Below are 14870 nucleotides of genomic sequence, written 5' to 3'. Positions count from 1 at the left end.
TGTAGCACACGTTCCAGGCAGCGCCAACGTTTACAGATCGAACAGACTGTGTCTACCGTGAAGGAGCCAGCGGCGGTTTTGCGTACTTTTTCGGAATCACCTTCATGCCCACGGACGGATGAAACATCACTTCCAACTGAGGCTCCGGATTGTCACCCAGACCTTTCTCGTAAACGGTGAGCACGATGCCTTCTCCGTACTTCAGATGCCTGATTTTGTCGCCCGGTTTCCAGTCGTACAGCATATCGTTGGTCATGGTCACGCGTTCCACGTGAGTGTCTGGCAACTCGCTCAGAAACCGGGAGGGCTCCTTGTACGTGGCCTGTCCAAACAGCGTCCGTTCCGTACAGTACGTCAGGTACAGAACATCCTCCGCGCGGGTGATGCCCACGTAACAGAGGTTTCGTTCTTCTTCCACCGCCCGCTCGTCATCCAGCGTTCGACTGTGTGGGAAGATCCCCTCTTCCATGCCCACCATGAACACCACCGGGAATTCCAGCCCTTTGCTGGCGTGGAGCGTCATCAGCTTCACGGCGTCCTCCGGCTTTCCCTTTTCTTTGTCCACCTCGCTGAGCAGCGACACTTCCGCCAGAAACTCCAGCAGTGTCCCCTGCCGCCGCCGATCGAATGATTTGGTCACGCTGAACAGTTCGTCGATGTTCTCCGCGCGCTGTTGATCCTCTTTCTTGGGGCTTTCCGCGTACATCGCCCGGTACCCCGTGGCGTGCAGCACTTCCGCCAAAAACTCCGTGACCGGCATGCCTTCCATCCACAGCATCAGTTCCTGCAGCATATCGTGCAATTGTTGGGCCGCCGCGGCCGGCTTCTCGGCCAATCCGGCTTCGGTCCCAAAGCGCAGCGCTTCCAATAAAGTTATGGATTCGGCGTGCGCGTAGTCGAGCAGTTTCCCCACCGCCTGCTCGCCCAAACCGCGCTTTGGCGTGTTGATGATCCGCAAAAGCGAGATTTCATCCTGCGGATTTGCCAGCACGCGCAGGTAGGCGAAGACGTCCTTGATCTCGCGCCGATCATAAAACGTCAGACCACCCACGATGGTGTAGGGGATGGCCTGTCCCATCAGGGCTTCTTCAATCGCCCGCGATTGGGCGTTCGCCCGGTACAGCACGGCGCAATCGCCGTAGCTGCCGCCAGCTTCCACATGCTGTTGAATCTGTTCCACGACGTATCGCGCCTCGTCTTCGCCGTCCGTCAGGGCGCACACCACAATCGGATTCCCCCGGCCGCGCACCGACCGGAGATTCTTCTCCTTGCGCATGGTGTTGTTCCGAATGACGGCATTGGCCGCTTCCAGGATGATCTCGGTGGAACGGTAGTTGGTCTCGAGCGTGATCACGGACGCGTCCGGATAATCGCGTTCAAAGTGCAGGATGTTGCGAATGTCCGCGCCCCGCCATGCGTAGATGGCCTGATCCGAATCGCCGACCACACACAGGTTGCGGTACTTGCCCGCCAACAGCTGCGCGAAGCGATACTGGGCATGGTTCGTGTCCTGGTATTCGTCCACGTGCAGATAGTGAAATTTTTCCTGATACGCTTCACGCACGTCCGCGTGCTGTTCCAACAGTTTCACCGTGTTGCCAATCAAATCGTCGAAATCCATCGCGTTCGCGCCCATCAGCCGCGATTGATACAGCTCGTAGACATCCCTGGCCACCGCTTCCGTCAGATTCGAGGACGTTTTCGTCATTCCAACCTGCTTGGGGCCTTTCAACTCGTTCTTCCATTTGGAGATGTGCGCTTGAATCGGATAGGCGTCGAATTTCTTCAAATCATAATGCAAATCCAGCAGGCACTGCTGAATCAGGCTCTTCTGATCATCACTGTCGAGAATGGTGAAAGTCGATGTGTATCCAAGCCGTTCTGCCTCGCGCCGGAGGATGCGCACACAGATACTGTGAAACGTGCCCATCCATAGATCTTCCGCCGCATCGCCCACCAATTTCTTCACCCGTTCCCGCATCTCTCTCGCCGCTTTGTTGGTGAACGTGATGGCCAGAATTTGATGCACCGGAACCTGCCGCACCTGCATCAGATAAGCGATGCGCCGCGTCAATACACTCGTCTTGCCGCTGCCCGCACCCGCCAACACCAGGACGGGCCCTTCGGTCGTCTCCACCGCCTGACGCTGTTCGCGGTTTAATCCGTCCAATAATTGTTCCCGCGCCAGCTCTTCGCTGGTCACCGTGGGCGTCCGAGCTTTCACTGCCCCCGTTCCTCCCTATCCCTGCTGTATCTCCCAGATGTCCCATCTTCGGTCGAGGTGCAAGTCGCGTTACACATCATCGCCGCCCCTGTGCGATCCGCGCGCGAATACCGACTGCAGCAACGCACCGGGCACCGCGCCGGAATGCACACACTGGTCGACAAACGCGCCCGCCAGCCGCACGAGCACCGGCAGCGAGGTGCGAATCCCCGTGACCTTCGCGTCGCCGACGTCCCCGGCGACGCACCACGTGTCATCCGCCACCACCAGCAGTCCGCGCGAATCACAGGGCGCCGGGGCCGTGATTTTGCGCACATCCGATCCGCACAGCGCACAATCCCTGGCGCACTGAGACAGGCAGACAGTGGTTCGCGGCGGCAGCCCCGCGAGGGAACCGATGCGTTCGACGAGCGCCGCCGCATCTTGTCGGTGGGCCACCAGACGCAGCCGCTCACGTGCGCGCTCGATGGCATCCGCCGCAAACCACAGCAGGTTCTCGTATCCGTCGAACACTTCAATGGCCTCTTCGGCCGCAGTCTGCGCGAAGTGCCGAGCCTGCCGCTCCACATCGTCCATGGTCGCCAGAAACGACGTCCGCATGCGCCGCACCACCAACTCCGGATTGACCGCCGCGTACTTGACCACATCCCGGCCGGCGATGCGCGTGGCTGCGCCTCTGTCCTCCAGTTTCTGCAGCACACTGTAGATGTTCCCGCGCGGAATTCGGGACGTTTTGGCCAACTCGTAACCGGTCTGCGGACTCTTGTTCAGCAATGCGACGTACGCACGCGCCTCGTAGTCGGTGAAGCCTGCTTTTTGCAATAGCGATTCGAGCGCGGACACGACGTCTCTCTCCTCTTGCGTAGTCGTTGATATAACTACTATAATGAGGCAAGATATTTTTTGCAATGTGGCATCATCAGGGGCCGCGCAACGAAGGAGGCTTCTTCATGCTGATAGATTCCAAGCCGACGAACGCACCATCCGACCTGATGCAACGGCGTCAGGAAATTGCCCATCACGTACAGGAGATTCTGCGATTGGTGGGCGAGGACATCGCGCGGGATGGATTGTTGGACACGCCGCTGCGCGTGGCGAAAATGTACGAAGAAGTGCTCTCCGGCATGTACGTAGATCCGGAATCCGTGCTCAACACCACGTTTGAGGAGACGAGCGAAGGCCCGGTGATTGTGTCGGACATCACGTTCTATTCGCTGTGCGAGCACCACATGGTGCCGTTTTTCGGCAAGGCCCACGTCGCCTACCTGCCGTCCAAGCGCATCGTCGGCATCAGCAAGTTGGCGCGGCTCGTGGATGTGCTGTCGCGGCGGCTGCAGGTGCAGGAACGCATGACCGAACAGATTGTCGCCACCGTGGACCGCGTGCTGCAGCCGCGCGGCGTGATTGCACTCGTCGAAGCGGAGCACACGTGCATGTGCGCGCGGGGAGTGAAGAAACCCGGATCGAAGACGACCACGCTCGCGTCGCGCGGGGAGTATACCAGCAACTACGATTTGCGCAGGGAGTTTCTGCAGATGGTGGAGCGCTGACGAATCAGAGCGAAGGGACGGCCCGCGCTGGCCGCCCCCCGCGCCGCTACGCCAGATTCGCCGACGCGTTCGGTTCCCCGTACAATGCATCAATCTGTTCCGCATAGGCTGCCGCCACCGCTTTTGCGCGCGCCTTCAGCGTGGGGGTCAGCAGCCCGTTGTCGACCGTGAACGGCTCCGCGGCGACGACGATTTTTTTGGGTTGTTCGAACGCCGCATAGTCCTTCACCGCCACCTGCACCTCCGCGAGGAGAAACGCCGCAAGTTCCGCATCCCGAGCCCACGAGGCGCGCGGCGGCACCTGCCGTCCTCGTTTGCGATACCACTCTGCGACCACCGCTTCATTGGGCACCACCACAGCGCTGACAAATTTTCGCCCGTGCCCTACCAAAACCACCTGGTCAATGACGGACCGCTTCAGAATGTCCCCCTCTATGGGAGCGGGCGTGACGTTCTTTCCGGTCGACAGCACAATCACGTTTTTCTTGCGATCCGTGATTCTCAGTTCCCCGGTTTCCGTGAAGCAGCCGATGTCGCCTGTGCAAAGCCAGCCATCAGACGTAAACAATTCCCGGGTGGCCGCTTCATTTTTGTAGTACCCGGGCGTGATGCTCGGCCCCTTCACCTGAATCTCCCCGTCCTCGGCGATACGCGCCTCCACGTTGCCGAGCACAGGGCCCACAGTACCGAGAACGGGGGACTCCGGCCGATTGACTGCGATGACCGGCGACGTCTCCGTCATGCCGTACCCCTCCACCACCGGAATCCCGGCGGCGGAAAAGAATTGCCCCACGTGCTTGGGCAGCGGCGCGCCGCCGACAATGATGCGCTTCAACCGCCCTCCGAACAATTGATGAATCTTCTGAAAAACCAGTTTGTCAGCGATGGACAGCAGAGCGCCGGCGGATTTCGTCTTCTCCACGCGAACCCGCGCCCCCAAATCCACGGCCCAACGAAACATCCGCTCACCCGCGTGCCCCATTTCGCGCGCCTTTGCTTCGGCGCCTTCCAACACCTTTTCCAGCAAGCGCGGAACGGTGACAAAGACGGTCGGCGGCATGCGTTGAAAATCTGCGAGGATTTGCTGAAAATCGCGCGCGTAGGCAATCGATGCGCCCACCGACAGGGGTACGAATTGGCCGGCGGTGCGCTCCAGCACGTGAGACAAAGGAAGATAGGAAAGAGATTGATCCGTCTCATCAATCCGGATGACCTTCCGAATCCCTTCAATGTTAGCGAGGATATTACCATGCGTGAGAATCACGCCCTTCGGATCTCCCGTGGTGCCCGAGGTGAACACGATGGTCGCCATGTCTTCTCGCGTCAGCTTCTGCCAGCCGGTTCGCCATGCCGCCTCCGGCAACGGCGCGTCCTGTTCGATCCATTCACTGTAAAAGTGGATTTCAAACCGCTCTGCTGCTTGATCGAGCAGCGCTGCATCACGCGCGTCGTCCAGGAGGACGAGAAACCTGAGCCGCGGAATGGCGGACGCCGGAATGGCGAGAATTTTCTCCAATTGCTTCATATCCCACACCACGAGGCCGCACATGTCGGAATGCGCGATGATGAACGCCATCTGATTCGACGGCAGGCTCGGATAAATGGGGACAGTCACCGCGCCCAAGCTGAGAATGCCGAAGTCGACAATGGGCCACCAAGACCGGCTGGGGGCCAACAGTCCCACGTGGTCTTTGGCCGTCACCCCCGCTGCCGCCAGTTGCCCAGCCACCCGGCGAATGCGTTCCCACAACTGGCTGTAGGTGATGGGCGTGTACGCACCGTTTGGCAGCGGATCCCATACGGCAGGCCGCGCATGGAAAGACTGCACTGAACATTCCAACATCGCCAATAGATTTTCCGTCACACAACCATCCCCTTCGAGCAATCGTCAATGAATGCGCTATCAGACGTCAAGTCAAAATGACACCGTGTCGTTCTTGTAGCGTAAGTATAACGCTTTCAAAGCATAGCGTAAATATTCTTCTGACACATTCCCGTGAGCAATGAGAGCAAACTCGGAGAAGGAATTCGCGGGGAGTGTGTCAAACCATGCCATGAGTCCCGCGCCGCAACCGGCAGACGAGGGAATGGTGAGGGAAGAGGGAAGCGATTGTGAAAATCGCCTTTTTGGCTTGGGAACACTGCGATTTGGCGGACGTGACAGAAGTTCTGAGGACGCTGTGCAGCGTCGGTGTCGTTCGCACGCTCACCAGCCGCGGCCAGCCTGTGCGGACGGACTGCGGACTGATGCTTCAGGCGGATGCAGCCGTGGAGGCGGCCCTGCCGACATCCTATCAATGGGTGGTGCTTCCGGCGGGCCCAGTGCCCGCCGATGTGCTGGACGATCCGCACTGTCACCGGTTCCTTCGACAGTTCAACACGCAGCCGAAAGCGATGTTCATCGCCTTGGGATATTCGCCGCGGCTGCTCGCCGCCGCCGGACTCCTGGGCGGGCTGAGGTGGACGGGGGTGCCTCCAAAGGACGAGGCGGACAGGGCGCGGTTCGCGCACACCGAATATATGGATACCCCAATCTCGGTGGACGGCAACGTGTTGACGGCCAAGGTGGGCTGTGGGAAAGATCTGGCGCACGTGGTCGCTCGCCGCTTGGCGACTTCGTCAGAGGACACTCGCCGCCCCTGATGCCCCGCGCCCGCGCGGATGAATGGACAACAACAGGAGGTACAACACATGGCACGCATTCGATACGCACAACTCGCACTCGCCGCACTGTGCGGCACCGCACTGCTGGCCGCGACCGCCTGCGGTGCCCCGGGCAACCAGAGCAATGCCAGCAATGGTGCGAACAACAGCGCCAATGCCGTCGGAGGCGACGGCGCTTCCAATCAATATGCGGCAGGCAACAGTTTATCGGCGTCCACACCTGCCGCGCCGCAGCAGTGGTCGTCCCCACCGCCGATGCAGATTGACGTGCACAAACAGTACAGCGCGGTATTTCACACCAATTACGGCGACTTCACCGTTAAGCTGTTTGCTTCCGAAAGCCCGAAGACAGTGAACAACTTCGTGTTCTTGGCAAAACACAATTTCTACAATGGGGACAAGTTTTTCCGCATCATCAAGACGTTCATGATTCAAACCGGCGACCCCTTGAACAATGGAACGGGTGGGCCGGGTTATCAGTTCGACGACGAACTGCCCCCGAAGCATCCCTATGAACCTGGCATCGTGGCGATGGCCAACAGAGGCCCGAACACCAACGGCAGCCAATTTTTCATCTGTACGGGGAAAGACGCGGAGACCCTGAACCAAATGCCGGACTACACCCAATTTGGACAGGTCGTGCAGGGGCTGGACGTGGTGGAGAAAATCGCTGCCATTCCGACGGTGCCAAATCCGTCGATGCCAACCGACCCGCCGAGCAAACCGACGAAAGACGCCATCATCAAAAGCATCGACATTCAGGTGAAGTAACGCGCGGATACATGCATGACCATCCACACAACACCCCGAGGCTCCACCGCCCCGGGGTGTTGTGTTGCGGCTCAGAGGTCATTCAGCGCCGCCCTCAGAGGCTGCCCAGACATGCGGCCAACTGCGCCTGATCCGCGAGAAACGCGTCGTGGCCATACGCGGATTTCAGTTCCAAATAACGCGCCCGCACCCCGCAGGATGCGGCCAGGGCCACATCCTGCTGCAAGTGGGAGACGGAGTACAGGTAATCCTGGTCAATGCCGACGACGGTGAGCGCGGCGTCAAACTGGCTGAGTGCCGCCGCCAGTCCGCCTCGCCCGCGGCCGATGTCGTGGCTGTCCATGGCGCGCGTCAAATACAGATAGCTGTTGGCGTCAAACCGCTCATTCAACACGTCCCCCTGATGCTGGAGGTATGATTCCGACTGGAAGCACGGTTGCGCCAACTGCCGGCGGTGCTGTTCCTCCCGCGACCCATCCACCGTCCAGCCACTTTCCGCGGGCCGGAAGGATGCGGAGGGAACCACCTCTCGACGAAACCGCTCCTCGAATAACGCTTCCGTACGATACGTCAGCATGCCGATGCTGCGGGCCGCCGCCATTCCGCGAACGGGCGCCGTCCCATAGGCGTAGTAGTTTCCCCCATGCCAGTCGGCATCCGCGGTAATGGCCTGGCGCATCGCGTAGTTGTAGCCAATTCCGAGCGGAGTGAACGCGGCCTGCGCGGCAATCACCACAGCCTGCCGCACACGTCCCCGAAAAAGGAGTGGCCACTCCCAGGTCTGCATGCCCCCCATCGAACCACCGATGACCGCATACACCTCTCGCACGCCAAGCGCGCGCACCACCTCCAGCTGCGCACGCACCATGTCACGGATGGTGACCAGGGGAAACCGCAGCCCATAGGGCAATCCATCGGGCGCCTGGGACGCTGGGCCGCTGGACCCTGCACAGCCGCCCAACACGTTGGTCGCAATCACATAGTAACGACGGGTGTCCACCAGCCGCCCGGGGCCAATCAGCCCGGACCACCACCCCGGTCCGGCGCTGCTGTCGGCGGCGTGGGCATCCCCGGTCAGCGCGTGACAGATCACCACCGCATTATCCGCGGCAGCGTTCAACCTACCCCAGGTCTCGAAGCGAATGACCGCATTCGTCAGGCGTTCGCCCGCTTCCGTGCGAAATTCGGGTATCCCCAACAGCCCACGGACGTGCTCATGCTCTGAGTCCTCGCACCACTCGACGAAGCGGTTCGAGAACGCCGTATCAACGCTTGCGAGATCCACGGTCGACTCCAAGCGAATCCATCCCCCTTTCCACACGTGAGACGGCCGAAGTGCATTTTGTCAACGGTCACCGCGTCGCCTTGCCAAGCGCCTCGTCCAGATCCGCCAAAATATCGTCCAACGTCTCCAGACCGATGGACAGGCGGATGAGATTCGGAGTCACCCCCGCGGCCCGTTGCTGCTCCTCCGTCAACTGCTGGTGCGTAGTGCTGGCCGGGTGAATGACCAAGCTGCGCGCATCCCCCACGTTGGCCAGGTGTTTGAACAGCTGCAGTTGATTGATGAATGTCTTGCCGGCCTCCACCCCGCCGGTGATACCGAATGTCAGAATGGCCCCCGCACCCTTGGACAGATAGCGTTGCGCCAGCGCATGGTACGGACTGGATTCCAGCCCAGGATAGTTGACCCACTCCACCGCCGGATGCGATTCGAGGAATCGCGCGACGGCCAACGCGCTGGCGGAATGGCGCTCCATGCGCAGCGCCAGCGTCTCCAGCCCTTGCAAGAACAGGAATGCGTTAAACGGCGACAGCGCCGGTCCGAGGTCCCGAAGCAACTGCACCCGGGCCTTGACGATGTACGCTGCAGCCCCCACGTCTCGCACGTAGGACACGCCGTGGTACGATTCGTCCGGTTCCACCAGTCCGGGAAACTTTCCGTTATCCCACTGGAATGCTCCGCCGTCCACCACAATGCCGCCGATGGATGTTCCATGCCCACCGATGAACTTCGTTGCAGAATGAATCACAATGTCGGCGCCGAACGAGAGTGGGCGGCACAGGTACGGAGACGCAAACGTGTTGTCCACAATCAGTGGAACGCCGTGGCGATGCGCGATGGCGGCCAGCCGAGAGAGGTCCGCGACATCCATCCGCGGGTTGCCAATGGTCTCCACGTAGAGCGCTTTGGTGTTGTCCCGAAAACTCGCCTCCACGGCCGCCAGATCGTCCGGCGCTGCGAACGTGAAGTCGATGCCCGCCTTTCGCAGCGTCGTATTGAACAGGTTGAACGTGCCTCCGTACAGGTTGCTGGAGCTGACAATGTGGTCTCCAACTCCCGCAATATTCAGAATCGAAAGCGCGATGGCGGCCTGTCCGGATGCGGTGGCGAGCGCTCCGACGCCTCCCTCCAGTTGCGCCACCCGTTGTTCGAACACATCCTGGGTGGGGTTCATGATCCGCGTGTAAATGTTCCCGGTCTCCTTGAGCGCAAACAAATTCGCGGCATGCTCCGAGTTGTCGAAGGCGTACGAGGACGTTTGATAAATGGGGACCGCCACCGCCTTTGTGGTCGGATCGGCTGTGTAGCCGGCGTGCAGCGCAATCGTTTCAAATCCGCGAACTTTGCTTTCCGTCATCGCTTCCACTCCTTCTGCTGGTGAGGGTCAGCGCCCGCGCGCCGCCAAATGAAAAACCGCTCCTGAGAGGAGCGGTTCGGTAGATCACAAGGAACTCCGGACACGTCTCTCATCTCTCAGGACATCGCTGCTCGCACCGTCCTGCAGGAATTGGCACCTCTCCAGGTTGTTCTCCTGGTGGTTGCCGGGCTTCATTGGGCCAGTCCCTCCGCCGCTCTGGATAAGAGTGTGGTGAATCATCTGTAATTTTTGATGGCGTTACTATATCATCGGCCATCTGTGCTGTCAACCAACAAATTGCAGACGCAGCCAGACGATGGATGAATGGGAGAATGGGACAGTGCGCTTGACTCGCCGGGATGGCAATTGTTTTAATAAGATGAATGTCCAAATTCCCTCAATGCCCTTGAGGAGGTTTACTGATGCAACCCATTCATGCCGTCATTCTTGCCGCGGGCATGTCCACGAGGCTGCGCCCGCTCACGAACGATAAGCCGAAGTGTCTGTTGCCCATGGGCTCCAAAACGATTCTGGACTGGCAGTTGGAAGCCCTGAAACATATCGATGTGAAAGACATCGTGATGGTGGTGGGCTACCGCAAAGATATGATCCAAGAGCACATCGCGGCTCACCACCCGGACGTGCGCGTCACGTATGTGGAAAACCCCGACTTCGCCACCACCAATACGCTGTTCTCCTTAAACCACGCTTTGACCGAATACACCGGAGACTTCTATTACCTCAACGCCGACGTGGTGTTTGACCATCAAATCCTCGAGCGTCTGGTGCCCTGCAGCGACGGCGGTCACCTGGCCATTGATCGCAAGCAGTGCCGGGAAGAAGAGGTGAAGGTGATAGTCTCGGGATCGCAGATCACCGATATTGGAAAGCACCTCAATCCGGAAGTGTGCTATGGCGAATTCATCGGTGTGGCCAAGTTTACCGGAGCGCTCGCGTGCAGGTTCCGAGAGACGGTGCATCGCGAAGCCCACGCCGGCAACGAAATGAAGTTTTTTGAACACGCCCTCGACGCGATGGAGGACAAGTCCCAGTTGCTCGCGGTCGACATCACTGGATTGCCCTGCGTCGAAGTCGATTTCCCGGAAGACTACGAGTATGCCGTGAACGAAGTGGTGCGGACATTTCAAACTCTGCAGTGAAGCAGTGAAAATGAGTGAGTGAATCATATGTCAGAACTGAAACGCATTGACGCATGCGCCAAACGACCCATTGATATCTGGACCAACTACCTGTACTACCCGTTGTCCATCCGCCTGGTCTATCTGCTGCGCAACACTGGGGTCACCCCAAACGGGTTGACCCTTTCCTCGTTGGGAATGGCGTTGATTGGATGCGCAGCGTTCGCGATGGGCGGATGTACGGCGGTTTGGATTGGCCTCATACTCGTGCAGCTGTCCTACGTGGTGGACTGCGCGGACGGCCAGTTGGCGCGCTATCGCCAGCAGTTCTCGCCCATCGGCGGATGGCTGGACCAAGTGGCGGATCGAATCAAGGAATTCGCAGTGTATTTCAGCCTGGCCTGGGGCTACACGAAGCACCATCCGGATCGACAGGACATCTGGATTTGGGCGATGGTGGCCCTCTTCGCCTTGTACATGCTGGAATACTTGGGCCAGGTGGACTTCCTTCGCAAGTTGAATGGATCCGGTGGCCAGGACGCGCAGCGAACCGCCGCGCATTCGACGCCGAACGACGGATTTTCACGCCTGCAGCGCCTTCGCGCCTTGGTGCCGTTCCGCAGCTTTATCATCGGCGAGCAGTACTTCACCATGCTGGTGTTCATCGCGTTCTTGGCGATTCCGCCATTCTTTGCTTTCGTGAGTGCCCTCGGCCTGTTGATGGTGTTCTACCGCATTGCCGTGAGTCTGTACAAATGGCGGCGGCTCACGGCCTGAGGAACCCATGGACCGAGCGGCGTTCCCATGTCCGCCCACAACGCGAGCGGTCAAAAGACAGACAAAGGAGTAGGCACCTCGTCCATGACACGACCCACCATTGTTTTGACATCGGCCGTCCCCTGGAGCGGGACGACAGCCCGGCCGCAGCACTTCGCGCGCGGTCTGGCCGAACGCGGTTGGAATGTCTTATTCGTCAATCCGCCGGTGACCTGGCTGAGTCCACTGAAAAACCCATCGCTGCGCCAGCGGCTGTTGCCACGGCAATCCCTGCATGCGATGGCTGGGACAATGCCGGCCGCCGAAACCATGAATTCAGACGGCGGGCGCGGTCAGGTGCGCGTTCTTTCCCCCGTCGCCGTGCTTCCGTTCGGAAACATGTACCGGACCGTGAATCGATGGAATCAGGCGCTGCTTGCGCAACAGATTCGGACCGCTTGTCCAGGGCCATACATTCTGCTGCCGATGCTGCCGACCTCCGTGGATCTCATCCCTCACCTGTCCCCGGTGGCCGTGGTTTACGACTGCGTGGATTTCCACGCGCATTTCGAAGGGTGGATTGCGGCGGACGTCGTCGATGGCATGGAGCGAGCGCTGGTGTACCAGAGCCGATTTGTGTACGCCACCGCAGACCGGTTGAAACAGCGGATGGAGCAGTGGCATTGCGATGTCCGGCTGCTCCCCAACGCCGCCGAGGTCGACCATTTTGCAACCGCCGCAACCGCGGCGGAGCATCCATTGCTGAAAAACATCCCCGGACCGCGCGTCGGATTTGTCGGCGGCATTGGCTCCTGGGTCGACCAGGCGTTCATCGCCGGCCTGGCGCAGCAGTTGTCCGATATTCACTTCGTCCTGATTGGGCCGGTGGAAACGTCGGTTGAAGCGCTGCAACAACAGCCGAACGTGCACTTTTTGGGACTCCAGCCCTACGCAGAACTTCCGCAATTCCTGGCGGGCTTTGCGGCCACCTTGGTGGCGTTTCGGAACAACGAACTGTCGCAGGCGGTGAATCCCATCAAGGTCTACGAGTACCTGGCCGCGGGCCGGGAAGTTGTGTCCACGCCCATCCACGAAATCACGTCTCGCATGTCCGACTACGTTTGGTTGGCGCGTAACGCGGATGAGGGCGTGGCAGCGCTGCTTGAGATTCTGAATGGACGCCGACGCGCCAAAGCGGAAGACGTGGCCAACTTCCTTCGCGCGAACACTTGGTCGGCGCGCGTGGACACGCTTCACGAGGCGCTCTTCGGCTTGCTGCCGGCCGCCAACAGCCAGCGAGCGGCTGACTGACGGCACATGGGGTGGCCCAAAGGGCTCATTCTAGCTCTTGCGGCGGCGCGATTGCACGGAAAGAACCTCCGCTCCCGCAATCGTGCGGAGCGGAGGTTTTCCATCCCCTCAAACAAACCCTAGGAGATATTTCTAACGTTCCTCGCTGGTGGCCGCTTCGACCGCCGCCTCCTGCTCGGCCCGTTCCCGCAGTTCAACCCGGCGGATTTTGCCGCTGGTCGTCTTTGGCAAACTGTCCACGAACGCGATGGCTCGAGGGTATTTGTACGGGGCCGTGACCCGCTTGACGTGCTCCTGCAGCTCCCCAACCAGCTCCGGATCCGCCGCGTCCTCGGGATTCCGCAGCACCACGTACGCCTTGACGATGTGGCCGCGCTCCGCATCGGGGCTGGCAACCACAGCGCATTCCGCAACCTTGGGATGTTTCACCAAGGCATCTTCAACCTCAAACGGTCCGATGGTGTAGCCGGCGGAGATGATGATGTCGTCCGACCGCCCCTCAAACCAGAAGTACCCCTCCTCGTCCTTCCGCCCTTTGTCCCCGGTGATGTACCATTCGCCGCGGAACGCCCGCTCGGTGCGCTCCGAGTCATTGAGATATCCCCGGAACAGCGCCGGGTGGGACCTGTGGACGGCGATGTGCCCCACTTCACCGACGCCCAATTCCACGCCGTTGTCGTCGACAATGCTCACCGGCATCCCTGGAAACGCTTTCCCCATGGACCCAGCACGGATTTCCATCCCCTGCAACGTCCCTGCCAGAAGGGTATTCTCTGTCTGTCCGTAACCATCTCGCACCGCGATGCCAAATTGCCGCTGAAAGGTGTCAATCACCTCGCGATTCAGCGGTTCCCCCGCTGACACCGCGGACCTGAGGTAAAGCCGAAAGCGCCCGAGGTCTTTCACCTTGGACATCAACCGGTACTCCGTCGGCGTGGCGCACAGCAGCGAGATCTGATAGCGCTGCAATAATTCGAGGTACGTCTCCGGCTGGAACCGACCCTGGTAGACGAAAGCGGTTGCCCCATTGCCGAGCGTGGAGACAAACGGGCTCCAGATCCACTTTGCCCATCCCGGTCCCGCCGTGGCCCAAACCAGCTCCCCCGCCTGCGCGTCGAACCAATAGGTACCCGCCATCTTCAGGTGTTCCCGCGGCCAGGCAGCCCGGTGCATCACGCCCTTCGGACCTCCCGTGGTTCCGCTGGTGTACGAGAGGAACGCGAGATCGTCATCGTCCGTGTCCACCACAAATGCGCTGTCGTCGTCGCTGGCCACCGCATCGAGTGACGTCCAGCCCTCCTGACGTCCATCCACAATGTAACACTGCCGCAGGCTGGGGCACTCTCCTCGCGCGAGATCGACTTCGCCGGTCAATGTGCTGTGCGCAATCACCGCCACGCTCTGTGCGTGCTGGAGCCGATAGGCGATGTCCGATTTGCGGAGCATTTCCGATCCGGGAATCACCACCGCGCCCAACTTGATCAGCGCCAGATAGACGATGTACGCCTGCGTTCCGCGCGGCAGCAGAACGAGCACCCTGTCTCCTTTCTGCAGCCCATGTTCAGCCAGGCCGCGGGCCAGCCGATTGGTTGTCCGCCGCAGTTCATCGTAGCGGACGCGCACCTCCTCGCCATCGGCCGAAACGCACAGCACCGCCAGCCTGTCCGGTGCCTGTTCAGCAATTCTGTCCACCTCGCGGGCAAAGTTGAAGCCCATGCCATCCTCTCCCCCTGATGGAATCTCACAAACATCCAATGCTACTCTATTTTATCCGTGATAATTCCGAAAAGTCCACCATTGGGAGGATTCAACG

12 protein-coding genes and 1 riboswitch are annotated in these 14870 nt (G+C 60.1%); of the genes, 6 read left to right on the top strand and 6 right to left on the bottom strand.

The window, feature by feature from the left end; genetic code table 11:
- Positions 1-52 precede the first annotated feature (52 nt).
- Positions 53-2224, bottom strand: coding sequence for an ATP-dependent helicase (locus G463_RS0103530; RefSeq protein ID WP_245575675.1), 2172 nt, complete (start codon positions 2222-2224; stop codon positions 53-55).
- A 69-nt stretch (positions 2225-2293) separates the two neighbouring features.
- A complete protein-coding gene (locus G463_RS0103525; protein ID WP_026974077.1) occupies positions 2294-3067 on the bottom strand; it encodes a TrmB family transcriptional regulator in 774 nt (257 codons plus the stop codon).
- Between the two features lie 107 nt (positions 3068-3174).
- Here G463_RS0103525 and folE point away from each other — a divergent pair, with 107 nt between their 5' ends.
- Entirely contained in the window at positions 3175-3774 is a 600-nt protein-coding gene (gene folE / locus G463_RS0103520; protein WP_035485485.1) for a GTP cyclohydrolase I FolE, read from the top strand.
- A gap of 46 nt (positions 3775-3820) precedes the next feature.
- On the opposite strand, the gene G463_RS18550 is transcribed toward folE, so the two are convergent.
- Positions 3821-5638: an AMP-dependent synthetase/ligase gene (locus G463_RS18550; RefSeq protein WP_051321885.1), complete on the bottom strand. Its 1818-nt coding sequence runs from the start codon at positions 5636-5638 to the stop codon at positions 3821-3823.
- Between the two features lie 248 nt (positions 5639-5886).
- Here G463_RS18550 and G463_RS21550 point away from each other — a divergent pair, with 248 nt between their 5' ends.
- Both G463_RS21550 and G463_RS18540 read left to right on the top strand, forming a co-directional pair.
- Entirely contained in the window at positions 5887-6417 is a 531-nt protein-coding gene (locus tag G463_RS21550; protein WP_051321884.1) for a DJ-1/PfpI family protein, read from the top strand.
- Positions 6418-6465: 48 nt separating this feature from the next.
- On the top strand, positions 6466-7209 hold the full coding sequence (locus tag G463_RS18540; protein WP_035485483.1) for a peptidylprolyl isomerase: 744 nt from the start codon (positions 6466-6468) through the stop codon (positions 7207-7209).
- 94 nt (positions 7210-7303) lie between these two features.
- Here G463_RS18540 and metX read toward each other — a convergent pair whose 3' ends face one another.
- Complete coding sequence (metX, locus tag G463_RS18535; RefSeq protein ID WP_169725415.1) at positions 7304-8506, bottom strand: homoserine O-acetyltransferase MetX; 1203 nt, start codon at positions 8504-8506, stop codon at positions 7304-7306.
- Between the two features lie 55 nt (positions 8507-8561).
- Positions 8562-9851: an O-acetylhomoserine aminocarboxypropyltransferase/cysteine synthase family protein gene (locus G463_RS0103495; protein ID WP_026974075.1), complete on the bottom strand. Its 1290-nt coding sequence runs from the start codon at positions 9849-9851 to the stop codon at positions 8562-8564.
- Between the two features lie 106 nt (positions 9852-9957).
- Positions 9958-10078, bottom strand: a riboswitch (SAM riboswitch).
- A gap of 195 nt (positions 10079-10273) precedes the next feature.
- Between G463_RS0103495 and G463_RS0103485 the strand changes: the two genes are divergently transcribed.
- From G463_RS0103485 to G463_RS0103475, 3 genes are all read left to right on the top strand, one after another.
- The gene (locus G463_RS0103485) at positions 10274-11011 is read left to right on the top strand and encodes a phosphocholine cytidylyltransferase family protein (RefSeq protein ID WP_026974074.1); all 738 of its coding nucleotides are present in this window, start codon (positions 10274-10276) and stop codon (positions 11009-11011) included.
- A 27-nt stretch (positions 11012-11038) separates the two neighbouring features.
- Positions 11039-11767, top strand: a complete 729-nt coding sequence (locus G463_RS0103480; RefSeq protein ID WP_026974073.1) for a CDP-alcohol phosphatidyltransferase family protein — start codon at positions 11039-11041, stop codon at positions 11765-11767.
- Between the two features lie 84 nt (positions 11768-11851).
- Complete coding sequence (locus tag G463_RS0103475) at positions 11852-13057, top strand: glycosyltransferase (RefSeq protein WP_026974072.1); 1206 nt, start codon at positions 11852-11854, stop codon at positions 13055-13057.
- Between the two features lie 132 nt (positions 13058-13189).
- Here the strand turns inward: G463_RS0103475 and G463_RS18530 are convergent, their stop codons facing one another.
- Positions 13190-14773 (bottom strand): acetate--CoA ligase, encoded by a 1584-nt coding sequence (locus G463_RS18530; RefSeq protein WP_035485480.1) that lies wholly within the window; start codon positions 14771-14773, stop codon positions 13190-13192.
- Positions 14774-14870: the final 97 nt, after the last annotated feature.

The sequence above is a fragment of the Alicyclobacillus contaminans DSM 17975 genome, from assembly GCF_000429525.1.
Lineage (GTDB): Bacteria > Bacillota > Bacilli > Alicyclobacillales > Alicyclobacillaceae > Alicyclobacillus_A > Alicyclobacillus_A contaminans.
Note: the sequence above shows the minus strand (reverse complement) of the source record. Positions and strands in the feature narration are given on the sequence as shown.